Genomic DNA, 24,358 nt, shown 5'->3' with positions numbered 1-24,358 from the left:
CCTAACAGTTAAGAACTATCTTGATTGTATTTTCACTAAAAAAATATAAACTTCACGCTAACTCTTGGCTTCTTCATCTTGTTCGATAACTTCCGAGTTATTTGTTAAGGGTTTCACCACGCGGGCGATCGCTTCTTGGACAAAACTCTTAATAAATTCATCCCGGCGATTTAGCTTAAACTGCTCTTTTACCACCTCAGTCATTCCACCATCACCCCAATCTTGGTCATGGCGAAAATATTCAATAAAACTTTTACCAGCAATTCGCGTTAAATAAGCTACTGTCACCCCTTGAATTGCCCTACCAATGACAAAGGTAGCTACGTGAAATTGTAAAGCAGTAGATATTAGTTGAATTGCTCCTTTAACTATACCTAAGCTAGCGATGGTTTTGGCTAGGGAAAGAGCTAATTCTTTACCTCTTTCCATATTCAATTCACAACCGTAGACTCTGCCAATCTCGACTACCATTTGAGCATTAACGGCTGCTGTTGCTAATAAATCGACAACTGGAAGAGGCGTGACTGATACTACACCAGCCCCAATCCATTGAAAGCGATCAACTATTTTGTCAGCTTGACGGCGACGCTGAACATCAATCAGATTTCGGGCTTCTTCTCCTAGACGTAGCGATTGTAGGAGAATATTATCTGCAACCAAATCTTCACCTTCAGCCCGTAAAATGGCAGCCATGCGTCGCAGCAAAGGAATAATATCTGGTTCTGGATGGAAGGTTTCGCCAGTTTCTAGTTGTGCAGGTTGGGGATTACCAGCGATCGCCACCACATCATTCGGCGCGATAAATCCCCGCACTCGTTGACGCAACCGGGCGAGAATTGATTCTGTATCCTCATCTGTATATAAATCTGTTTTATTGAGAACGAGGAGCGATCGCTTGCCAATTTCGGCTAAACTTCGTAGCGGTTCATATTCAGAACGCCGCAAATCATTATCCACAACGAACAGCAGTAAATCGGCTGAAGTTGCCAATTCTCTCGCTAGTTGTTCCCGTTCCGTTCCTTCTACCCCAGCTTCTAAAATCCCTGGCGTGTCGGTAATTAAAATTTTGCGTTCTAAACCCTTCAACCGCAAACAATAGGTTTCCCCCACCTGAGTAGTTCCCATTGGCGCGTTTACCTGACCCACCATCCGCCCCATAATGGCATTAACCAGGGAAGTTTTACCAGCGCTTCCTGTACCAAATACAACAACTTGAATTTCACCCCGTGCCAGAGTTACTTCAATTTCCCGTGATTTACTTAATAAAGCTTGTCGGGCGACTTCATCTTGAATTTGGGCTACCTGTTGCTTTACAGCCTGGAGAGTTGTGGAAGCTGCATCAGATTTAGCGGCGGGAATTTCTGCGGCTGTAACTCTGCGGCGTTGACGGCGCGATCGCTTTTCCCCAGCTTGCAGGATTAATACATAATAAACAAAAGCTGCAACCAAGCCCCCAATTAATAAAACCAGCAATAGCAACAGCAAATTGCCCAGCAGTGGAGAGTAAGACAACTGCCAGTAAAGCCGAGAGAGAGAGTCAATCAGCCAAAGGCTTAATCCTAAAATTACGATTAAACCAACAATTAGCGTGACTATGCGCGACAAAGGCATGGATGGCACGGTTAGTTACTGGGTTTGAATAGGCTGATGTTTTTCATATTAATGCTTTGAGTGTCTTTTACTAGATTAAGAGAAATTTCTAATACCATTTCTTTGTGAAAGTCCGCCAAATTTCCTTCTTGCTTCTTGCTTCGTGTCCTTTGCGTCCTTTGCGGTTCGTTACTTCTTCTCCATATTGAACATTCGCCCAACGCATACCACAGAAAAATAAATAGAGATTTATTTTGTTAGGTTATCGGATATTTTTTTGATTGGGAAGTCTCTAGGGAGGGAGAAGAAGCCAGAAATAGGGGTGAATTGGAAATTATTTGAGCTTCCCGGTTGCTTAACAATCTTTCCTCTTCTCCCCTGCACCCTGCCCCCTGCCCCCCTGCCTCTTATCTGTCTACAGATCCCATAATTACGTCAACACTGCCGAGAATCACGACAATATCTGCAACCTTCATCCCTTTTAGTAGTTCGGGGACAATTTGCAGATTGTTGAAATCAGCCGGGCGAATTTTCCAGCGCCAGGGGAAACCGTTATCATCGCCAACTAGATAAATTCCCAGTTCACCTTTACCGCTTTCCACACGGGAATAGATTTCACCTTTGGGCATTTTAAAGGTAGGTGAAACTTTTTTACCAATGTATTGGTAGTCAAAGGCATCCCACTCTGATTTTTTCCCCGCAGCCATCCGCTTGGCTTCTAGGTTTTCGTAGGGGCCTCCTGGTAGTCCTTTAATTGCTTGGCGAATAATTTTCACAGATTCGCGCATTTCCCGCATTCGTACCACGTAACGGGCGAAACAATCACCGGCGGTTTCCCACTGTACGTCCCAATCAAAATCGTCGTAAGATTCGTAGTGGTCAACTTTCCGCAAATCCCACTTCACTCCAGAGGCGCGTAACATGGGGCCGGATAGTCCCCAGTTAATTGCTTGTTCGCGGGAAATCGTCCCAATACCTTCAACCCGACGGCGGAAAATGGGGTTATCTGTTACCAGACGTTCGTACTCGTCAACTTTGGGTAATAAGTAGTCGCAGAAGTCCAAACATTTATCTACCCAACCATAGGGTAAATCAACTGCTACACCACCAACTCGGAAATAATTATGGTTTACCATCCGGTAGCCGGTGGCAGCTTCCCACAAATCATAAATCATTTCCCGTTCTCTAAATTGGTAGAAGAAGGGAGTTTGCGCGCCTACGTCCGCGAGAAAGGGGCCAAACCAGAGTAAATGGTTAGCAATTCTGTTCAATTCCAGCATAATCACGCGAATATAGCTGGCTCGTTTGGGAACGGTTACACCTGCTAATTGTTCCGGGGCGTTAACAGTGACTGCTTCGTTAAACATTCCGGCTGCGTAGTCCCACCGACTGACGTAGGGGACATACATTACAGTAGTCCGGTTTTCGGCAATTTTTTCCATTCCCCGGTGCAAATAGCCAATTACCGGTTCACAATCAACGACATCCTCGCCATCCAATGTGACAATTAACCGCAAAACCCCGTGCATGGAGGGGTGGTGTGGCCCCATATTCAGCACCATTGGTTCGGTGCGGGTTTCTAGTCTTGCCATAAGTTCCTTGTTCTCCAGTTATGAAAATTTCAACTTGAACTGCGTGATGCCAACCAGACTCAATTAATTTTGTCTGCCAAAATCAGGTAAGGGAAATATTTTTGAGCAGTCCCCCCAAGAGCGCCTACATCTATCTTAATTGAGCAAGAGGATTCCCGTTACAGCGACGTTCGCGTAGTAGAAATTATAGGAGTGAGTGAGTCCGCACAGCTTCCGGCGTACTGCCCTGACCCAGATGAGTCGCGCTGGTCTCCGGTTAAGAGTGATTCAGGAATTTTCAGGGCATAGGAATTTAGATTGGTATGAATTGCAAAAATATTTAAAAGTGAGTGATGAGCAGGTGTTAGGGGCTGCTGCTTTGTCAATGCTGTCACCTGCTGTTGAGTTGGTAAATTGGTTGTTAGAGCTTCAATATCTCTCTTTAGACAGTAGCGAAAATTTTACAATGCTTTATTCAGTGTTTTTTAAGTAAATTTGATGAAATTTAAGTAAATTTTTATTTAAAAGTTAACTTAAGGTTAAATTTAGGTTATTATTAGTTTAATTTTGAGTTATGCAATGATTATAGATTACTGCATCATCTTGAAAAATAATTAATAAAGCAAAGTAGTCTGACTGATTTAGGGTGAATTTATGAAGGATTTTACTTCCATGTTAAATAAAAAAAAAATTAAAGCATTTATTAAAACTAGATAAAACCTATTTGGTGCTTAAATTATGCGGCTTATTTTTATTAACAGATATTAGTTTTATTCTTCTTCATTTGATTTATGTATATAGTGGACTTACTGATAATAGCAATTTTTCACTAGAAAAAGATAGAGGATATTCAGAGATTTTCCAATATGTAAAACAGTATTGGTCTACACTTTTATTAGGTTTTCTTTCAATACAAAAGCGTTCTTTTCTATACTTCATCTGGTCTTTACTATTTTTTTATTTATTAGTTGATGATGCCATACAGATTCATGAACGCTTGGGAGCTTTAATCAGCATTAAATTTTCGTTCTCTGCCATGTTTAACTTAAGAGCAGTTGACTTCGGAGAACTTGCTGTATCGGCTCTAGTTGGTTTGTTCTTTTTGATTGCTATTGCTATTACTTATCGCTTAGGCGATCGCTTGCCTAGACAAGTATCGAGATATTTAACTATTTTGCTATTTGCTCTTGCTTTTTTTGGCATTGTAGTAGATATGCTTCATATAATGTTCCTGAATTCTTTCTTAGAGCCTTTACTGACCATTGTGGAAGATGGCGGCGAACTTGTAGTCATGAGCTTAATTGTCTGTTTCGTGTTTTCATTGTCTTTACAGTCAAAGAAATTAATTGAATGAATACAAACAATGATGCCCTGTCGGGCAACTTCAATACTGGCGGAAATTTTCTGCCTGCTCAACTTAGCAGCGATAGCGGGTGTACCCTTTCCACATTCGAGATGGAGCCTGACATTCAAGGAATTGTAGGCGCTGAATTTCTTCATGTGCCAGTTTTAAGCCAAGAGGTCGTTGAGGGGTTGGCTGTACGTCCTGGCGGCCATTATTTGGATGCAACTGTGGGGGGTGGTGGTCATAGTCGCCTGATTTTAGAGGCTGCAACTGATGTGCGGCTAACGGCCATTGACCAAGATGAGGATGCTTTAGTGGCGGCGCAAAAGCATTTAGCTGAGTTTGGTGACAGAGTAGAGTTTATTCACAGCAATTTTTCGGCTTATAAATATAGTCCTAACACTTTCGATGGTATTCTAGCTGATTTGGGTGTAAGTTCTTACCATTTAGACCAGCCAGAACGGGGTTTTAGCTTTCGCAATGCGGCAAATCTGGATATGCGAATGAATCAGCAACAGTCTTTGACGGCGGCTGATGTGATTAATGACTGGGATGAGGCGGAATTAGCAGATATTTTCTTTAAATACGGTGAGGAACGACTATCGCGGCGGATTGCGAGACGGATTGTGGAAAAACGACCATTTGAAACTACTACAGAATTGGCTGAGGCGATCGCCTATTCTGTCCCCCGTCAATATCGTTATGGTCGGATTCATCCAGCTACAAGGGTTTTTCAAGCTTTGCGAATTGTGGTCAATGATGAGTTAAAGTCTTTAGAAACCTTTTTGGATCAAGCCCCGAATGCCTTGGTTCCTGGTGGACGCATTGCCATTATCAGTTTTCACAGTTTGGAAGACCGCCCAGTGAAGCATGGTTTGCGTAATTCTCCTTTAGTAAAGGTATTGACAAAAAAGCCAATTACTGCTGCTGAGAAAGAATTGGCTAGTAATCCGCGATCGCGTTCGGCAAAATTGAGGATAGCCGAGAGAGTCAGTAGTGAAGACGAGAAGGACAGAGATTAAATCATAAAAATCCTCAATAACTTGTTAACTCAATGATCCCCGGCGAATTCAATTTTATCGGGGATCAGAGCGAATATTTGTGTTTGCCAATTCGGGAGGATTTCTATGGAAAGTATTTAAAATTCTTTTGCAATTGTTTGTTACATTTTTTAAAATCTCTGTTACATTGCTTAATAGAGGAAACAAAAACCTGTACAAATTCCTACCGAGAGTATTAACCATGAAAAGCACAACCGCAACCACCACAGCTACAGAGAGCCGCAACGCTTGGAAGTGGGGATTCACCACTCAAACAGAACATTGGAACGGTCGTTTAGCAATGATCGGTTTTGTAGCCGCAGCTTTAATTGAAGTGTTCTCTGGTCAAGGTTTCCTTCACTTCTGGGGTATCCTCTAAGATTTAACTTTTGTCCAAAAAAGACATTGCTTTTAATTGGACAATAGTTGATTTCTGCAAGCCGCCTTAACGGTTGACTTCTAGTCATGCGAGGTTCAATTTTCTCAACAAATTACAGTCTTGCGAAAAACTGTTGTCAACATGGGTGTTGACCCATTCGCTGATTAAGACCACAAAAATATATCAGCTTTTATAAAAACATCTCAATTTTCCCGTACCGATCCTAAAAGTATAGAAACAAAGAAAGCTGATGAAACCTCACCCCAACCCTCTCTTTAGTAAGGAGAGGGAGCAGGAGTGGGATTTTTATTTTGTGCTTTATGAGACAATAATTGCCCACATACTCACCCCCAAACCAATAGCGGCGAGGTGTTGCCAAAAGAGCGATTTCACAGGCTGACGAGCGATTTTTTGGGTTAAAATAATCGTCAATAAAACTGAGAAAATCAAAGTAGCACCTTGCAAGAAGTCAATCACAGCCGGATGAGCTACCAAAATTGGTAATTGTTCTCCATTTAATCCAAAAGTAGCTAAAGTCACAGGCAAAATTCGCCCAGCTTCGCCCAAACCCAAGCGCAGATAATGAGCTAAATTACCCCCCAGCACCAATGGTAAATAACCATAAGTAAGTTCTAAAAATGGTCGAGGTTTTCGCCCAAATTGAGTTAACTGCATCAAGCCGTAAGCCCCAAAAACTATAGCCGTGGGGATGAGCAAAATTAGCAGCGAAAATCCCAAATGCTGCCAAAACACAGTTAAATCGATTTGTAAACCTAACCAAGACTGTAACTCTGGTAAGCGATGCAGATACACTCCACCCAAAAGCAAAAACAATAACGCCACTTCATAGCTGTGGGCTGTATGAGTTGTCCATAGTTCAATAGCTGGGGGACGCAAATTGAACTCAACAGAACGATGGGGACAAGCTTTCAGACAAGTCATACATAATACACAGTCTCGATTATCTTGCAACTGTGCCGGATGGGAATATAATGGACAGCCATTAGTTTCCATCCCTTCACCTTTTTCGGGACCACCTTTGTAACACTGATAAGTATTGCAAGAAGCAGAACAGATACCTTGCTGCGCCCTGAGTTCGGTCATCGAGAGTTTAGCAAATAAACCATTCATCCCTCCAATGGGACAGAGATACCGACACCAAAACCGCCGTTTAAAAATGGCTGAGAAAATCATCGCCCCTGCTGTAATTAACAGTAGTAAACAAGCGGAAAGGTAGGCAGTATTTTGTAAATCCCAGAGTTCCTCCCAGAGGAAAATCAGGGTAAATAGTCCAAACATAAACCATCCGCCCCATTTTTCAGCTTTTTGTCTCGGCCAGCCTTTGAGTTGTCGCGGAAATAGCCATAAGGATAGCTTTTGGGTAATTTCGCCATAAATCATAAAAGGACAGACAGAACACCAGATCCGACCTAAGAAGGGGAAGAGAAACAGAAAAAACGGCCACCACCAAGCCCAAAAGAAATTTAAAATGAAATTGCGATCGCGTGTTTGTGGTCCCATAAATAAAATGGCAATCATCACCGCAAACCCGGCGAAAGTAAAACCATAATTAATCCGGTCTGGCCACCAAGGACTCCGCAGAAATTTCCTTAACCCCGGATAAGCATTCAAAAGATTCAGACGTAATTGCTTTTTCTGGGTTTGGGCTGACCAAAATATTTCTTCTGTTAACTCTCGTCCATCTCCTAGCTGGACAATCGCCCTTTCTACAATATTTTTTAATTCTTTGAGATTACCGGGAAAATCGTAGGACTGTAAACGGCGCAAAGCTTCTGGGGTAATTTTCGGTTTAGAAAGACCCTTCCCTCGAATATAAAGACTAGTATAATATTCTACCTGGGCTTGAATATCTGTTTTCCGTACCCGTAACGGTGGCACTTTAATCATCGTACCCACACACCGTTCAATATTCGACTGAGTTTTTTCGGAAACAATGATTACACGGGCTTTACAGGGACGCGCTTGGGCCGCAGGTTCTCCCGAACGAGTCACAGGCGTATATTTGCCTGTTTCTAGCAACTGTGCCACAGACGGTAATAATTCAGGAGGCAATTCTTGGATATTGTTAAAAACAATAGTGCCTGACCCTAACCATTCTAATAGTCCTGGTTTACCACCAGCGCGACCGAATAAATCCATGCCGCTAGTTTGGAGAATTGCACAATTAACCTTAATAATTGGTTCTCGCCTTTTGGGTGAACCGTAGTGAATTAGGGCAGCTATATTATCTTTTTCTAAGCCTGGTTCCCCAAAAATTTCCACAGACTTGAGTGTGTTGGCAGCTGCTCTAATTTGCTCCCGTAGACGCACAGCATAGCGACTTGTACCCACAATTCCGCGTTGGGCTTTGGTGACTAAATATGGTCGTAAAGCTACAGCCCTTTCTTGTTCATAACCCAGTGCAGATGTTACCTGCGCCAATTCTTGAGCTAATAAACGGGAAAAAGCCTGAGCAATTTCTGGATATTGGGCGACTAATGAGCGAAAATTAGCAGCAGATATTACCCATAAGTGGCAGTCAGTGACGGTGTTAATTGTACTGGACGTTAACTCATCTAAGAGTAATTCTTTGAGTTGAACGATTGCGCCAGGGAGAAAACCACAGGCTAAGGCTGGGTTATTTTTATTGTTCGTCTTGCTTTCCAGTTGCCCTTGTTGCAGAATGTAAAGCGCTTCTGGAGAAGTACCTTCACTCACTAAACTACTTCCGGCTGGGAAAAATTTTGACTCAATGACTTGAGCGATCGCATCTAGTACCGCAGGTGAGAGTATTCCTAAAGGTGTGCGTTCTTGTAGCCATATAACCGTTTCTGGAGATGTCATAATATATTCTCCGTGCGTGTTGATGTATAAAGGGATTATTACTGCTCAGGATTTTTCAAAAAACTGAATGATGAATTTGTCGGATTTGCCTAATCTGTGGGTTCCTTTAACATTGTTAAGTTTAATTGTGCTAGCTGCGGTATTTTTCACTCGCAGTACTTGAAGCTAAAAAAAGTGAGGTTGACAAAAAGACACAGAAGATTTTGAATAGATGGCAATAGACAGACCTGAAACTGCTGTTAACAGAGTAAGCTTTCATTCCTCCTGACCAGCCACTGCGGTCAGGTCTTTAGGTCTTAGGGTTTCGCCTGGAACAAGTGGCGTAGTTTTTTTCTCCATCAAAATAGCTGCTGATTACCTCTTAGCAAGTTAATTTGATTTTGAAGAGAGAAGTGGCATTAGTATAAAAGACTTTGTTTAACTTAACAATTACTTCCACTTCAGTCATAATTCCGCAAATATACCATGTATTAACTTCAGCGTTTAATTTTATTCTGGGTGTCTAAGCAATTATTAAAATTGGAATCCTGTGACCAAAAGAACTCAGTTGCATAACCTCATGGGGAATTGGTATTACCTCCTCATAGATCAATACGGTTCAGTTAAGAAAATTGTAGGTTGGGTAGAACGAAGTGAAACCCAACAAAGTCATGCAAGCGTTGGGTTTCGTTCCTCAACCCAACCTACGTAGTCGTAGACTTTTAGGCTTAACTGAACTGTATTGCCTCATAGATACCAGGGCTTTTCCCAAAATGAGAACCTAAAAATTAAAATTAATTTAGCCCATGTTTTTCACCAACAATTCTCATATATATATATAAAGTTAAGGATGAGCAATGCCAGAAAATGAGTGGGAACAAATACGCCACCTGTTGGTTGTCCAAGACTTGGAAGGACAGCAAACTATCCCTCTTCACGAGGCTACTTATTCTCTGGGACGGCATCGTGGAAACTCTATTGTCCTCCGTTCACCCTCAGTATCCAGACAACACGCAATATTATTGCGGGTAACAATTCCAGAAACTGACCAATATTGCTTTCGGATTATAGATGGTAACTTCACCGGCAAGGGTAGTAGTAATGGCTTGTTAGTAAATGGAGCTAAATGCTTATCTCATAACCTCAAGCATGGAGATGTGATTATATTTGGTAATAATCAAGCTCAGGCAACATACTATGCTGTTTCTAACCTTTCAGAAGCAGAGTTGCTCGCATTTTCTGACTCTGACGACCTGTCTGATTTCCTCTCTAGGCAAACCAACCCCGTTAATCCTTTTCAAACTGTAGTTATTGATCCGGACTCTGAAGAAGCTAATGATACAGCCTTAGCTCGCCTAGCGTCTTTCCCAGAACTCATACCCAATCCGATTATTGAGATTGATTTAGAGGGGAGAGTCACTTATCTCAATCCAGCCGCATCCTTGGCGTTTCCCCAACTTAGGGCAATGGGACAACAGCATCCTATGCTGACAGGATTACTCCGTGCAGTTACCCATTGCCATAAAAATCCTTTTGTGCGTGAGGTGCAGGTTGATCAAAAGATTTTTGAACAATCCGTACATTTTCTACCAGAAAGTAATTTAATTAGAACTTTCATTGCTAGGGATATTACAGAGCAAAAACAAGCTGAAGCTGAACTACGACAGCGCGATCGCTTACTACAGGCGGTTGCCGAAGCCGCTAATTCTTTGCTGGTAGAAATGAACTACGAAATCGCGATTGAAAAAGCTCTAGCTGTCATGGGGGAAGCAGCCAAGGTAGATCGCGTCTATGTATTTAGTAACCATATCGATGTAGCCACAGGGGAAATGGCGGTTAGCCTCCAATTTGAATGGACAAACCTCCACACTGGGTCTTCCTTACACAACTGGCAGAGTCAAACTTATCGGTCTTGTGAATTAGAACGTTGGTATGCTGTTCTTTCCCGTGGAAAACCTCTTAAAGGACTAACCAAAGATTTTCCTCCAGGGGAGAAAAAATTACTTTCCAGAGACGGGATAAAATCGCTGCTTCTAGTACCCCTGCGGCTAGAGGAAAAATTTTGGGGTTATCTTGGCTTGGTAGATTGTTCCACAGAGCGCCTATGGTCAAAGCATGAAGAAACTGCACTGTTGACAATGGCAGCTAGTATTAATGGTGCTTGGCAACGTCGGCAAGTAGAAAGTAAAATCCGCTTTCAAGCTCTCCATGATCTCCTGACTGGATTACCCAATCGGCTGTTATTTAATGAGCTGCTTGACAAAGCCGTACCCAATGCGGTTCGCAATCAGGAAAGTTTAGCTGTGATGTTTCTTGACTTGGATCGTTTCAAGGTGATCAATGACACACTGGGTCACACATTGGGCGATCGATTGTTACAAGAAGTAGCAGAAAGATTGAACAACTTTCTCCGAGGCGGTGATACTGTTGCCCGTTGGGGTGGTGATGAATTTACCATTCTCCTACCCCACGTCAAATATCTTGAAGAAGTGTCCCAGGTAGCACAAAGAATTTTACAAGCCTTAGAAGAAGTATTTTATCTAGATGGACACGAACTTTATGTGAGTGCCAGCATTGGCATTGCCCTACTTGATAAAAACAGTTCTAATGCCGAAACTTTAATTCAGCACGCAGATACTGCTTTGTATTATGCCAAGGATAAGGGCAGAAATAACTACCAGTTTTACACCAATAATTTAGATGTCAAAAATCCTGAACTTCTGAGTTTAGAGAAGAGCTTGCGTTATGCCTTAGAACGTGAAGAATTAACCATATATTATCAGCCTAGAGTCAACATTAGCAGCAGAAAAATTACTGGCACGGAGGCTTTGTTACGTTGGCAGCACCCTGATATGGGACTCATAGCGCCCAGTGTTTTTATTCCCCTGGCTGAGACCAGTGGATTAATTATTCCCATTGGCGAATGGGTATTACGGACAGCCTGTATGCAGAATAAAGCTTGGCAGCAACAGGGATTACCTCCCCTGACTATTGCTGTGAATTTATCTCCTAAACAGTTCCGCCAACCTAAACTTGTGGAGACTGTAGCTAAAATTTTAAAAGAGACAGATTTAGAACCGCACTTTTTAGAATTAGAAATTACGGAAACTACAGCCATTGAAGACTTAGACTTTACTCGAACTGTGTTGCAGAGTTTAGAGCAAATGGGCGTTAAACTTTCTATTGATGACTTTGGTACTGGTCATTCTTCGCTCTCGCGCCTACAACTTTTACCATTTCACAATTTAAAAATTGATAAATCTTTTATCCAAGAATTGACAAGGAACGAAAAAGTTGCTCACATTGTCACAGCGATCGTGACTTTGGGAAGGAGTCTAGGATTGAGATTAACTGCTGAAGGAGTAGAAAAGCAAGAAGAATTGGATTTTTTGGCATCCATTAACTGTGAGGATGTCCAGGGCTTTTTCTTCTACAGACCGCTTTCGGTTGATAAGATTACAGAAGTTCTCCAAAATGAGTGCTGAGTACTGAGTGAGTAGTGGCGTAACAAGCTTAAAATGTTGCAAAAAATTGTAGGTTGGGTTGACATAAGGAAACCCAAGATCATTGGCAGCGCTGCGCTTAACCCAACCTACGTCTATGGTGTACACACAAGTCCAAAAACCTTTCATTTGGTAGGGTGCGTTATGGACTTTAGTCCTAACGCACCGAAATTTAGGATGGTGCGTTGCGCTTCGCGACAACACACCCTACAAAAAGAGATTTGGGGTAATTCAATCATTTAAGGAGTGTTGAGTGCTGTAAAGCCCTGTGGGTAGTTCATTCAGACGAAGAGGAATCGGGTCTGAGTCTTTCCCTCCACGAGGGCTGTGGCGATGAAGGACGAGTAGTACTAGGACGTTGAGTTTTAGCGGGTGGCGCAGCATCTGGTTGTACTGTTCTACGCTGTCTGCGAGGGGAAGCTACTCTAGCGGGTGGGGTGCTGGTTTGTGGCTGTGAACGTCTTCTCGACCTTCGAGATCGTCGGGTAACGTTAGGTGTGGGGGGACTTGGCTCATTTGCAGTCGGAGCCGAAAGAGAACGATGCTGTATTGATTTGGGTTTGATAGGTTGCGCCTTAATGCTACCTACACGACCTTGTAGTTTGGGTCTTTCGGGAAACTTTTCTATCGGCATTCCCTCTACGGCTTTTTCCATAAATTCCCTCCAAGCGATCGCCGCACTACCACTGCCTCCCGAAGTCGGACGGTTATTATCGTTACCTAACCAAACGCCTGTGACTATTTGGGGAATGTATCCAATAAACCACAAATCACGGGCTTCATCAGAGGTTCCTGTTTTCCCAGCTACAGGTCTATTCTTTAATTGAGCAGGGCCGCCAGTGCCTGCTTTGACTACGTGTTGTAGCATCCAGGTCATAATCCCGGCACTCGTGGGGTCCAGAACTCGCTGATGCTGGAAATCATTTGACCAAACTACCTCTCCTTGACGGTTGAGGATGCGGCGAATGCCATGAGCCTCTATGTATAATCCTTGTGTAGCAAAAGTACCATAAGCATTGGTTAATTCCAGTAAATTTACTTCATGGGAACCAAGGGCTAAAGAATAGGTCGGCTGGAGGTCTGATTTAATTCCTAAATTACGGGCAGTCTTAATAATTGGCTCAAATCCCACATCCAGCAATACCTTCACCGCAACGATATTAGTGGAACGGGTGAGGGCATCTCGGATAGTCATGGAACCACGAAAGGTTCTACCAAAGTTTTGTGGTTCGTAATCATCAATGACTACAGGTGCATCTACGTAGCTGTCATTAGGGCTTTTACCAGTGGCTATGGCTGCGGCATAGAGAAATCCCTTAAATGTCGATCCTGGCTGACGTTGTGCCTGGGTAACTCGATTAAATTGATTTTTACTAAAGTCTTTGCCTCCCACCATAGCCTTAATTTCACCATTGCGGGGGTCTATGGCTACTAAAGATCCTTGCGTAAAGTTCTGCCAACGACCTTGATTTTTCAAGGTTTTCGCAACTGCTGCTTCTGCTGCCTCTTGCCAAGTAGGAATCAGGGTAGTTTCCACTACTAAACCCCCTTGTGTCAAAACTTCGGGGGAAACATATTTGGGTAATTCTTGGAGGACGTAACTGGCAAAATACGGAGATTCTACTTCTAGGCGTTTGGGAAAGTTGCTGTTGAGGTTGAGCGATTCCTGAGCGGCTGCTTGTCTTTCGGCTACTGTAATTAATTCATCTTCATACATCCGTTGCAATACCATATTTCGCCTCTGGATGGCAGCTGTGGGATTTTGCAATGGGGAGTATAAACTGGGGGCGGGAGCTAATCCGGCAATCATGGCCGCTTCGCCTAGTGTGAGTTGATCTACGGTTTTACTGAAGTATACCCAGGCGGCATCTGCTACACCGTATGCTCCAGATCCTAAGTAGACCAAATTGAGGTAACGTTCGATAATTTCGTCTTTGCTCAATTCTTGCTCCATTTTATGAGCGAGACGCACTTCTTTAAGTTTGCGCCAGATGGTCTGCTCTTGTTTGAGGAAGAGAATTCGCGCTAGCTGTTGGGTGATTGTACTAGCACCTTCTACCACAGATTGCGATCGCACGTTCTTAAAAGCTGCTCTGACGATTCCTTGGGGATCAATACCATGATGACTAGCAAACCGTCTATCTTCTGAGGCGATAAAAGCTTGTTGAAGTTGATCTGGTATTTCTTCCAGCCTCAGCCGTTCTCTGGTGGCTTCACCTTGTTGTTGGAGTATGGTGCCATCAACAGCTTTGATAGTTAGGGTTTGCGCTCGGCTGGTAACTTTCAATTCCGCTTGTGCTGGCAAACTCTGATCAATTGTGGCGATCAAGTAGTGCCAACCGATGACTGTACCACCGATGCTACTACCTATACCCAAAATTGCCCAAAACCAGAACCGCCGATAAAACGGTCTATTGCGGCTACTAAATATACTAGTGATCCCAGTCGAGACACTATTTATTTGATTCCAGAACTGCCTTGTTTTCATAAACTTTGTGGGTGGTAAGCTCTCATTTGTGGCTTCCTCGTTCTCGTAATGATTACCAGGGGTCAATCGCGTTTCCTCCTTGTCAGAGTCGCTCAAATTGGTTGATCTTTGCTTGAACTAGGAGGTGAGCTTTCCCACATCAGTCCTCTCTTAAAGTACCTGAAACCTACCCATTGTGTAAAATTTTTGGGGTTAGCGCACCACGTTTGTGTTAGTATAATAGCTCATAAATAATTAACTGAATTCAGTAATACAGAAAAATATTTTTTCGGGGATCGGTAATTTTGTTGTGAATATTCATACCCCAGTTTTAACTAATTGTCCAAACCAGCAAACTCATTAAATGTATCTGCCAAAGGTGCAAAATATCAGGTTAGTGCGATCGCCCTGGGTGGTAATGTTGGCGATTCATATCGGATTTTAGAAGCAGCTATCGAGACATTAGCCCAAACTCCAGGAATTAAGCTGCAAGCTAAATCCAGTTGGTATAGAACTAAAGCTGTAGGACCAACGCAGCCAGATTACTTAAATGGTTGCGCCATTTTGCAAGTAGAAATGCCACCAAATTTATTATTAGAGACTTTATTAGCCACCGAACAGCAGTTTGGGCGAGTGCGTCGAGAGCGTTGGGGTGCGCGATCGCTTGATTTGGATTTGTTATTGTATGATGACTTAATCATAGATACGCCCAACCTCCAGATTCCTCACCCCCGAATGAGAGAAAGGGCTTTCGTCTTAATCCCACTGGCAGAAATTGCCCCCGATTGGGTAGAACCAGTTTCTGGACGTGTAATTAAAGATTTAGTGAAAGAAGTAGCCTGTTCTGATGTACATTTATTAAAGAGCAATTAAAGTTACCAACCATAAACGTCAAAAATACTGTTTTTACGGAAGAGTGTTTGTAGATGTATGTAGATATAACAGAAATTTACTATGCCATTAGGTAGAGAATTACCACAGCTACTGAAACAATGCCTGTTTTATAAAGGACGCAAGTTTGATTTTGAAGTCAATCGCCTGCGTTTACCGAATAAAGCCGAAGGAGATTGGGAATGTATACGTCACCCTGGCGGAGCCTTAGCTGTGCCAGTGACGGCAGAAGGTAAACTTGTACTCGTGCGCCAGTATCGTTTTGCAATTCAGGGAAGAATATTAGAATTTCCCGCCGGGACTCTGGAACTCAATGAAGATCCCCTGAAGACAATACAGCGAGAAATTGAGGAAGAAACTGGTTATACTTCCCAAAAGTGGGATAAACTAGGTGAGTTTTTCCTCGCGCCCGGTTATTCTGACGAAATTATTTATGCTTTTTTGGCTAGGGATTTGGAAAAGCTGGAAAACCCTCCCAAACAGGATGAAGATGAGGATATCGAAACTGTCTTAATGACTCCAGAGGAATTGGAGAAAGCTATTCTCCAAGGCGAAGCAGTCGATGCTAAATCGATTACTAGTTTTATGCTAGCGCGTCCGTTTTTGGTTTAATTTTAGAGATATCGCGGACAAAAAATGTAGTGGCGTGACAAGCTTAAAATACGGCAAAAAATTGTAGGTTGGGGAGCCAGTGCGATCTTGGGGGTTTCCCCCATGAGCAACTGGCGTTTGACGTAAGGAAACCCAACATCATTGACAGCGTTGGGTTGCGCTGCGCTTAACCCAACCTACATCTACTACTTTTCTGAATATACAAGGGTGCGTTAGTTAAGAATTTTTCTCCCTATTAATCCAAATACCCCTCAACCCAGCCGCTTTAGCACCTTGATAATCCTCTACAATACTGTCGCCAATGTGCCATGCTGCTGACGGTGGACATTTATGTTTTGCTAAAGCGATCGCAAAGATTTGGGGATCAGGTTTTGCCGCACCAGCTTGGGTAGAAATTGTGACAGAGCTAAAATAACTATTCAGCCCTAAACCTTGCAATACTGAAAAAATGCGGGAATCGAAATTAGACAGTATCCCTAATTCAATTCCTTGTTTTCGCCAGTCTTTCAAAGATGACAAGACATCAGGATAAATGAACCAAGGTTCAGCAGTGCCAAAGTGGATATACAGTTCACTAAAAAAACCAGAAAAATCAGAAAATTGTGCTAAAGCACCTGCGCTTTCAAAAGTATTGAGAGTTATTTTTCGCCACCACTCAAACTCTCGTTGGGGAAGATCATGTAACTCTGCATTGGGAAATATCGGTGGTGCTGATGCTTTAAAGCTTTGCAGAAAGGTTGTATTTAAAATTTCTGCTTCAACTTCAACTTCAAATTCCTTGGCTATTTGACTATAAACTTCGCCCACACTGCCTTTTACGCCGAAGAGTGTGCCGACAGCATCTAAAAGAATAACTTTCGGTCGTTCCATCAAACCTTAATATAATTGTAAATGTGGGGTTTTAGATTTAGTAAGGATACTAAATCCTACTCAGAAAGTGTCTCTATAATAGGACGAACTAGCCAATTAAAACCAACTTTGAGTTGATGATCTAAAGTTGGCATCCGATAGAGATATGCTAGACGACGGGCAAGGTATGCTAAGGAACCATCTAATTTGACACCTAAACCTGTGAGGGTGGCGTTATCTATGCCTAATGCCATCATTTCACCTAACTGCTGGTAACGGAATGGTAATAAAGGGCGATCGCTCAGTGAAGCCCAGATATTCCAAGCGGTATAATCAGCTTGTTGGAAAGCAACTTGGGCTGTAGCTGGGACTTGTTGACCTTCAGCATCACAACAGTCGGCTAAATCTCCCAAAGCAAAGATTTCTGGATGTTCTAATACTTGTAAAGTGGGTTTGGTGGTGATTTGACCACGCTGATTTTGCTTTAAAGCCAGTGTTTTGACTACAGGCGCAACTCTGGTTCCTACTGTCCAAATGACTAAATCTACAGGAATTGTATCAACCTGATTTTTGTATTCTAAGGAAATGGTATCCTGTCCTATGGATTCAACTTTGGTTTCTAAATCTAGAAATACACCCTTAGCTTCTAAAGCTTTTTTGGCAGCTTCGCGGTTAAAGTCTGGGGAATTGCGTAAAATTTGATCCCCGATTTCAATCAGGCGGAAACGTCCCTTTTTTCCTAATCTGTCTGCTAACTTACAGGCTAATTCCACACCACTGTAACCAGCGCCCACAATAGCAACACGAATTTTTTCTGCCTGAGATTCTTCTAAAACTCGCAGGCGTTCTTCTAAACGATAGACATCTGTAATATTGCGGAATGGGTAAGCGTGAGATGTAGCACCGGGAACCATATCTAATGGTGTTTCTCCACCCAAAGCTAAAACTAGGCGATCGTAGGCAATTTCTGGTCCATCTTGTAAATGTACCCGTTGTTGTTCGGTGTCGATTCCAGAGACAACAGCTTGACAAAAACGCACACCTGTGTTTTGCAGAAGTTCTTCAAAAGGTGGGGCGATTTCCCAGGTTTGCAGTTCCCCGGTGAGTAATTCGTACAGTAAAGGTGCAAAAATAAAGCGATCGCTTTGGTCAACTAAGACAATTTCGGGCTTTTGGTCATTTTCCCAAGGTAACTGGCTTAAGCGCAGGGCGGTGTAGAGACCACCAAAGCCTCCGCCAAGGATACATATTCTAGGAGTTTGTTGAGTCATCTATTTTATAGGAAAGTCAATCCCAGCATGGCAACTACTTTCAGTGTAATGAATTTCTTTGGTTCTATAGCGGTTATCAGTTAAGTGAGATAGAAGAACCCCACCCCCAACCCCCTCCGGTGCAAGCGAGGAGGGGGCTATGATGTTCTTCATTGAAGTGCATACCGCTATATTGCCATCAGCAGGTAATCTCTGTATAGATTTTAAGTGGTTTCGGTGCAGGCGATCGCATCTTCTTCTTTGCGCCTATGCTTGTTTGCACCTAACGTATAAAGAATTTTTACAACAAGTAGGAGAAATATCATGAGTAACTTAAACGTACAAATCCCCGAATCCTTATATAAGCAAATTGAAACCTTAGTAGCCAAAGAAAATATATCTTTAGAACAACTTGTAGCTATTGCACTATCAGCACAAGTTTCCGCATGGATGACCAAAGACTATATTGAAGAAAAAGCCAAACACGGTAGTTGGGATAAATTCGGGCAAGTTTTAGCTAAAGTCCCTGATGTAGAACCAGAGGATTATGATAAATTATAATGCAAAATGTTTTTTGCTAAATTAAATATCCACTAGACAAATTAATGTTTACAAAAGCATTAACTCCAAAAGTATTATTATGTAATGCTTTTCTTATTTTAGCCTATGTTTAGCCAGCTTAAATACTAATTGACAAAATAAGTATCCCAGTTTACATAACTTATAAAATTAAGTAAGTAGGCGGGAATAAATTAAATTATGTTAAGCAAGATAAAATAATGCTAATACAATTTGTAGCAAGGGCTACCCTATGGGAAAACTTCGCGAACAGCCCTTATTCGAGGACTAAAGTTCTCACTACAAACATTTAATTATTTACATCGTCCTACTTACTTTATCATATTCTTAGCTTGATGGCGAAGGTTAAGACCCAGAGAAAATCGAGTGATGATAAGTTTAAGGCGGTTCCAGAATAATTAGGTGAATGAGTTGGTAGTAAGTATTGATTGAAATCTACCAATTTTGTCAGATTATGCTGTAAGGAATGAGAGCATTAATAAGAACCTATTTCTAGTTTTGCCTTACTTTTCCAGTAATTATAGCTGTTGAGCTAAAAGTTGTGTAGTAGATCAAAATAGAATAGCTCAAAACTCTCATACATCATAACATCATGGTTAACAACCCCGTGCTGACATCGAAAATTCAACCGCCTCAACCACCTGGAAACTTCTATTTTCTAGAATATTTTTACATTCTTCTAAAAGGTGTGAGTACATCACCTCAAAAAGAAAAAATATTTGACCAATTCTTGAATTTAAAGTATCAGTATCGTCTTGGAGAGTCAAAGTATAAAAAATTAACAGAATATTCTAATATCTCAACTAACATAATGTATCGTTATAAGTATACTTTTGAACAAGTTTTAGGTGAAGCAACAGACTATAAACTTATTGCTGATAATGGAGCAATCACACTGACTGAAGAAGGAATCACTGTTATAAAAAAATATGAAATAGAAGGTGCTGTAAGTTTTAACCAGTATCTTTTTAAACTTATGGAAGAAAAGCGCCAACAGCCATTTCGTTATCTAATAGAAACTTGTTATAAAGCAAATCCTCGTAAATCTGGACTGCTAATATTTCCAATATACTCAGCCCATCGCTTAGGAATTGAGCGAGTTTCAATAACAACTTCAAAAGACATGAAGAAATATTTTTACAGATTGAAAGAGAGATTAGAAGAAGATATACATAAGCATCTAGGAAAGCAAATTTATCTTGAAGAAAAAAATAATGACCTAATTCGTAAGCTCACAGAAGATGGACTCTTACCTAAAGAGGATTCTGAGCTTTTTGAACAAGCAAAATATAATGTTATTCTGCGAAGAGGTAGAGACTTCTGGCTTAAATACTTTTTAGTAGAACTATACGGTTATCAGATATCGTTAAATTCCTTTGAAAGGTGGGCTTATAGAGGTAAGCAGATTGGACTACTTCATATAACTGAATTTTACCCAGATCCACATTTCAATGGTAGAGTAGTTTATCCTTTATCTGTTATTAAAAACTCCAGCAATTCAAATAGATTTCAGAAACTCTATGAATATTTAGATGATATGAAATTATATCTGCATCAGCCATCTTGGGAGAATGAAACTAATCAAGAAGAATTTGTTAAATCTCTTCATCAGGCTTATCTTGATGTGCGTCAGTTAGCTAGAACATATTTTGTCAGCTTACCAAATGTTAGAGAAAGGGTATGTTATAGTATGAAGATTACTGAATATCTATTTGATAATTTTCTAGGATATGCCTATCATAATAAACGTCTAAGAATTAGTATATCTTTGGAAGTGGATAAATTACCAGATGAAACTAAGGTCATGTATCTACGCCGAGAACCAGTAATGGTTGACGGTAAGTATCGTAACATAATTGCAATTGATTTAGCCTGAAAAAGAGAGAGAATTATGGATATTAGCAAATATTCAAAGCGCCCTAAGTCAGAACCAGTTATAAATCAGGGAAGGTATGAGCAATATAACCTCAAGGAAAACCCATTTCCCTCATCTCCTTTCGTGAATCCTAACTCTAATGATGCGCGAAATAATGGTGAAATTTATGAGCCATCTATTCGTGAAAAGGAGAAGGAAGCTATTGAAGAAAATTTTTTCAAGGTTCCTCAAAGTGATCCTAATCACCTGCGGTTGGGGTATATCATGGATACTTCATATATTGGTCGTGGAAACGGCAAATCTGCTTTTCTCGTAAATTTGCAAAAGAAAATTAATCAAGATTTTGGGTTATCTATTTCTAATGAACTTAATAAATGTTTTGCAATAATTCTTGTGCCGGAACCAGGAGGAAAAACAAAAACTTTTGAGAGTTTTATTGATCTTTTATTTGAACGTATATTTGAATCTAACGTGATCGATGATAGTCTTTTATCATTACGTCTAGAGGGAATTATTAATTTGGATCAAACTTTTAACCCAGAAGAACATTTTTCTGATGAAAATGATTTCAAAAATAAGCTTCAGTCTCCTAATTGGTACTCAGAAAATAATATTGATTTCCGAAAAATTTTGCAACAAATTCTCTCCAATCGTTATTTACAAAATTTACCTCAAGATTTTCCTTTATTTTCATCAACATCAACTCCTTTGCTATTTCAGCCAGTAAATCAAAATGATTTCAAAAACTACTATCAAAATCTTAACCGTGGTAAACCAAGACTTGAATTTATTTTTTCACATCTTGTAACTCTATTTTTAGCAGCAGGATTTAATGGTGCATATATATTTGTTGATGATTTTGAACGAGTCCCTGATTTTCAAAGTGAGCGGCAGAAGAGGGATTTTGCCTTAGAATTGAGAACTTGTCTTTTTGACGGACTTTATACAAATGCTAAAGTGGGATTCTACAACCTAATACTTGTTTTACATGCTGGAGTACCACGTTTAATTCAATCAGCTTGGGAGCAGAGTGGTTTGGAACAAAGGTCTCCAATTTTTTCTAAAGTGACATCAACAAATGTCATCCGTTTTGAAAAAATAAATGTCGATGATGCCTACTCGCTTATCCAAAAATACCTGCAAGCATACCGGATAGCTCAAGTAGATATTAATATATTTTCACCCTTTACTCAAGATGCTGTAGCTAAGATAGCTGAGTTGAGTGAGTTTAATGCCTCTAAAATTTTGAAAATGGCTTATGAAGTTCTTGAACGTGCAGTGAATAATAAGGTTGAAGAAATAAATTTTGATTTCGTATTAACAATTGATGAAGCAACCCAACAAGCTGAACAACGTCAAGTTAGCGGAATTTCCGAGGCTGATACAAAGGATTTAATGAAAGAATCTGAGTCAATTTAAAATTATGATGAGCCAGTATTGCCTTAACAGGGAAGAGTTGTCTAGATTTATGGAAATAGTATTCGGAACTGCTAATTTCCAGACGGAAGAAGAAAAAATAAGACTATTGGTTGAAGAATGGGAAAGCTGGAACTTAGAGTTAGTTTGTCTGGCAACTCTGTTGACACAATTACTGGATAATCAACAGAAGCAGTTAGTCGCTATAGATGTTTACAATATCTTGAAAAAGATTTATACTTTATCTGAAGAAAGGGGCTTATTTTCTGTTGAACAAATTGATGAAAGATTTATAGAATATATGCTGCAAGATGTTCGTAGGGATAATTTAAGTATTGAAGATGATTTAGTCGAAATACGGGGCAATTTGGGTGAGCGTAAATATTGAACATCTTCTACAGAAAAAACGATTTGTGATTGATACAGTAGCATTAATTTCATATTTTGCTCACATCTTCAATGTTCCATCAAAAATATCACAGAAAGGATTGTCATATATAGATATAGCCTTTAAAGATTATAATAGTAAATATCTAATAATTATCCCAGGTGTCGTTTTTATAGAAATATTTGATAAGTGGTTTCGTGGAAATACTACAGAAAATAAAGAATTTAGAGCTAAATTTATTTCCGAAGTTTTTAATCCTATCAAATTAGCACCTAATATTGAAATTAGAGAGTTAGATATTGAAGTTTTAGAAAGTTTTTTAGATTTAAAGGATGAGAATATCAATCTCGAAAATCGCGACAAGATTGTTTTGGCTACAGCAATAATTCTTAACTCTCCTTTGATAACATGTGATACAAAGTTAAAGTGTACATTAACTAATTATTTGACAATTTAACAAATTAATGTCATTCAATCCAAGAAACCCTGAAACCATACTTTAGTAAAGATTATAGCAGTTTTTTTTGTTCTCACTGGTGAATACTTCCTGGAAATTTCTTTAACACATTGAGTGTCAAAAATCCGAAAATTAACAATTTAATTGTCAATTGTACATTCGCACATTAGATGTCGATTCCCGTAGATTGGGCAGAAGGTAAATGTCCGCACTGTTTTTTGCCTTTTGCAACGATGGCGAAGCGCCAAAAACGGCTTTCAAAATAGCCTGTAGGTTTAGACAGGCGATCGCACTTCCACTGATAGTCTCAAGAATGTCAATAAAAAAGAGACGGAAATAATTCACGTCTCTGAGTGATGGGAAAATTGTAATTAATGCTTTTACGCTACATCTGCCACCAGCAAGCCATTCACAGCTATGATGAGTATCTGTGCTGCTTCTGGGGTATCACAACAGGGTCTTTTCTCGCTATTACAGGGTTGCACTATCCATTTCCCTTGGAGACTTTGGTAAAAAGTGCCAAGTAAATGAGAACCATGCCAAACTCGATAGAGTTCTCCAATATCATCTGGTACTGAGTCAATTTCAATTTCTGGTGCTACTTCTTCACCTAGTTGCTCAATATAATCCTCAAACTCTGATTGAGCTAAGGCTTGGTGATCAAATTCATCTTGTACAATAATCATCATGAAGAACCTCGTTAATGGGGTTTCACAAATGGCGATGGCGTAAAACGCCCGCCTAAAAGGCGATCGCCCTCCGTCCAAAGATTGCGATCGCCTTTGTTTTGTTACTATATTGTAACTACCTGTTACTACAATAGTAAGAATGTTACTACAAAATTTTCAAAACCCTGCAAAATAAGGTAAATAGAGTTATTACAGATTTAGGGTTTTAAGCGACAAGTAACATGGCAAAGCGTCAGACAACAAAGCTGAGTAATCAAATCATCGTCAGAATGGATGATCAGACGAAGGAAGCTTTTATGAATAAAGTTCAGTCTGAAGGGAAAACAGCTTCGGAATTAATTATGGGATGGATTCGTTCTTACATTGCAGAAGAACGCCAGGAAGCCCCCGATTTAACTACAATGCACGCTGAGTTGCAGAATCTCAAGCAGCAAGTTGCCGTAATTCAAAACGAACTCTTGGGAAAAACCGCAGCCTGAGAGATGAAAATGATTCTCTCAGGCGATGGAAAGACGAAATTATTAATTCTGCACCCAGAGTTTCAAAATACTCGTCAGACACCTGACGGGTTTATCTGTGTTAGGGGGATGAATACTGAATGTTATTACAAGTATATACAAATAGTAACAAAGT

General features: G+C 40.6%; 19 protein-coding genes and 1 pseudogene. 13 read left to right on the top strand and 7 right to left on the bottom strand.

The genetic code is table 11. The features are described from left to right. Positions 1–57: 57 nt before the first annotated feature. Positions 58–1,611, bottom strand: a complete 1,554-nt coding sequence (locus tag ACM0OW_RS02890) for a YcjF family protein (protein ID WP_414548535.1) — start codon at positions 1,609–1,611, stop codon at positions 58–60. Between the two features lie 386 nt (positions 1,612–1,997). Then, the gene (locus ACM0OW_RS02885; RefSeq protein ID WP_414548534.1) at positions 1,998–3,182 is read right to left on the bottom strand and encodes an NAD(P)H-quinone oxidoreductase subunit H; all 1,185 of its coding nucleotides are present in this window, start codon (positions 3,180–3,182) and stop codon (positions 1,998–2,000) included. A gap of 196 nt (positions 3,183–3,378) precedes the next feature. On the opposite strand from ACM0OW_RS02885, the pseudogene ACM0OW_RS02880 reads away from it, so the two are divergent. The 4 genes and pseudogenes from ACM0OW_RS02880 to ACM0OW_RS02865 form a co-directional block, all read left to right on the top strand. Further along, positions 3,379–3,654 (top strand): annotated as a pseudogene (locus tag ACM0OW_RS02880) (tyrosine-type recombinase/integrase); the annotation flags it as partial. Between the two features lie 231 nt (positions 3,655–3,885). Next, on the top strand, positions 3,886–4,515 hold the full coding sequence (locus ACM0OW_RS02875) for a hypothetical protein (protein WP_414548533.1): 630 nt from the start codon (positions 3,886–3,888) through the stop codon (positions 4,513–4,515). Between the two features lie 101 nt (positions 4,516–4,616). Next, entirely contained in the window at positions 4,617–5,528 is a 912-nt protein-coding gene (gene rsmH, locus ACM0OW_RS02870) for a 16S rRNA (cytosine(1402)-N(4))-methyltransferase RsmH (RefSeq protein WP_414548829.1), read from the top strand. Positions 5,529–5,748: 220 nt separating this feature from the next. Then, the gene (locus ACM0OW_RS02865; RefSeq protein ID WP_239730940.1) at positions 5,749–5,925 is read left to right on the top strand and encodes a high light inducible protein; all 177 of its coding nucleotides are present in this window, start codon (positions 5,749–5,751) and stop codon (positions 5,923–5,925) included. A 318-nt stretch (positions 5,926–6,243) separates the two neighbouring features. Here ACM0OW_RS02865 and ACM0OW_RS02860 read toward each other — a convergent pair whose 3' ends face one another. Continuing rightward, positions 6,244–8,769 carry a cyclic nucleotide-binding domain-containing protein gene (locus tag ACM0OW_RS02860; protein ID WP_414548532.1) on the bottom strand — a complete coding sequence of 842 codons (2,526 nt, stop codon included), beginning with the start codon at positions 8,767–8,769 and terminating at the stop codon, positions 6,244–6,246. Between the two features lie 836 nt (positions 8,770–9,605). On the opposite strand from ACM0OW_RS02860, the gene ACM0OW_RS02855 reads away from it, so the two are divergent. Then, a complete protein-coding gene (locus ACM0OW_RS02855; RefSeq protein WP_414548531.1) occupies positions 9,606–12,233 on the top strand; it encodes an EAL domain-containing protein in 2,628 nt (875 codons plus the stop codon). A gap of 295 nt (positions 12,234–12,528) precedes the next feature. Here the strand turns inward: ACM0OW_RS02855 and ACM0OW_RS02850 are convergent, their stop codons facing one another. After that, entirely contained in the window at positions 12,529–14,739 is a 2,211-nt protein-coding gene (locus ACM0OW_RS02850) for a PBP1A family penicillin-binding protein (protein ID WP_414548530.1), read from the bottom strand. 318 nt (positions 14,740–15,057) lie between these two features. Here ACM0OW_RS02850 and folK point away from each other — a divergent pair, with 318 nt between their 5' ends. Together folK and ACM0OW_RS02840 are read left to right on the top strand one after the other, a co-directional pair. Continuing rightward, a complete protein-coding gene (gene folK, locus ACM0OW_RS02845; protein ID WP_414548529.1) occupies positions 15,058–15,591 on the top strand; it encodes a 2-amino-4-hydroxy-6-hydroxymethyldihydropteridine diphosphokinase in 534 nt (177 codons plus the stop codon). Positions 15,592–15,672: 81 nt separating this feature from the next. Then, positions 15,673–16,221 (top strand): NUDIX hydrolase, encoded by a 549-nt coding sequence (locus ACM0OW_RS02840; RefSeq protein ID WP_414548528.1) that lies wholly within the window; start codon positions 15,673–15,675, stop codon positions 16,219–16,221. Positions 16,222–16,437: 216 nt separating this feature from the next. On the opposite strand, the gene ACM0OW_RS02835 is transcribed toward ACM0OW_RS02840, so the two are convergent. Both ACM0OW_RS02835 and ACM0OW_RS02830 read right to left on the bottom strand, forming a co-directional pair. Next, a complete protein-coding gene (locus ACM0OW_RS02835; protein WP_414548527.1) occupies positions 16,438–17,091 on the bottom strand; it encodes an HAD-IA family hydrolase in 654 nt (217 codons plus the stop codon). 56 nt (positions 17,092–17,147) lie between these two features. Then, the gene (locus ACM0OW_RS02830) at positions 17,148–18,341 is read right to left on the bottom strand and encodes an NAD(P)/FAD-dependent oxidoreductase (RefSeq protein ID WP_414548526.1); all 1,194 of its coding nucleotides are present in this window, start codon (positions 18,339–18,341) and stop codon (positions 17,148–17,150) included. 303 nt (positions 18,342–18,644) lie between these two features. On the opposite strand from ACM0OW_RS02830, the gene ACM0OW_RS02825 reads away from it, so the two are divergent. The 5 genes from ACM0OW_RS02825 to ACM0OW_RS02805 all read left to right on the top strand — a co-directional run bounded on the left by ACM0OW_RS02825 (position 18,645) and on the right by ACM0OW_RS02805 (position 23,036). After that, positions 18,645–18,881, top strand: coding sequence for a hypothetical protein (locus ACM0OW_RS02825; protein WP_414548525.1), 237 nt, complete (start codon positions 18,645–18,647; stop codon positions 18,879–18,881). Between the two features lie 610 nt (positions 18,882–19,491). Then, on the top strand, positions 19,492–20,775 hold the full coding sequence (locus tag ACM0OW_RS02820; RefSeq protein ID WP_414548524.1) for a hypothetical protein: 1,284 nt from the start codon (positions 19,492–19,494) through the stop codon (positions 20,773–20,775). Positions 20,776–20,790: 15 nt separating this feature from the next. Then, complete coding sequence (locus tag ACM0OW_RS02815) at positions 20,791–22,194, top strand: hypothetical protein (RefSeq protein ID WP_414548523.1); 1,404 nt, start codon at positions 20,791–20,793, stop codon at positions 22,192–22,194. A 49-nt stretch (positions 22,195–22,243) separates the two neighbouring features. Next, on the top strand, positions 22,244–22,579 hold the full coding sequence (locus ACM0OW_RS02810; RefSeq protein WP_414548522.1) for a hypothetical protein: 336 nt from the start codon (positions 22,244–22,246) through the stop codon (positions 22,577–22,579). Positions 22,580–22,604: 25 nt separating this feature from the next. Further along, a complete protein-coding gene (locus ACM0OW_RS02805) occupies positions 22,605–23,036 on the top strand; it encodes a PIN domain-containing protein (RefSeq protein WP_414548521.1) in 432 nt (143 codons plus the stop codon). 380 nt (positions 23,037–23,416) lie between these two features. Here the strand turns inward: ACM0OW_RS02805 and ACM0OW_RS02800 are convergent, their stop codons facing one another. Continuing rightward, complete coding sequence (locus tag ACM0OW_RS02800; protein WP_414548520.1) at positions 23,417–23,725, bottom strand: hypothetical protein; 309 nt, start codon at positions 23,723–23,725, stop codon at positions 23,417–23,419. 221 nt (positions 23,726–23,946) lie between these two features. Here ACM0OW_RS02800 and ACM0OW_RS02795 point away from each other — a divergent pair, with 221 nt between their 5' ends. After that, positions 23,947–24,204, top strand: a complete 258-nt coding sequence (locus ACM0OW_RS02795; protein ID WP_414548519.1) for a hypothetical protein — start codon at positions 23,947–23,949, stop codon at positions 24,202–24,204. Positions 24,205–24,358: the final 154 nt, after the last annotated feature.

It is taken from the genome of Anabaena sp. CCY 0017, from assembly GCF_963920885.1.
GTDB lineage: Bacteria > Cyanobacteriota > Cyanobacteriia > Cyanobacteriales > Nostocaceae > Nodularia.
The sequence above is the reverse complement of the archived record's forward strand: the minus strand, read 5'-3'. Positions and strand labels throughout refer to the sequence as shown.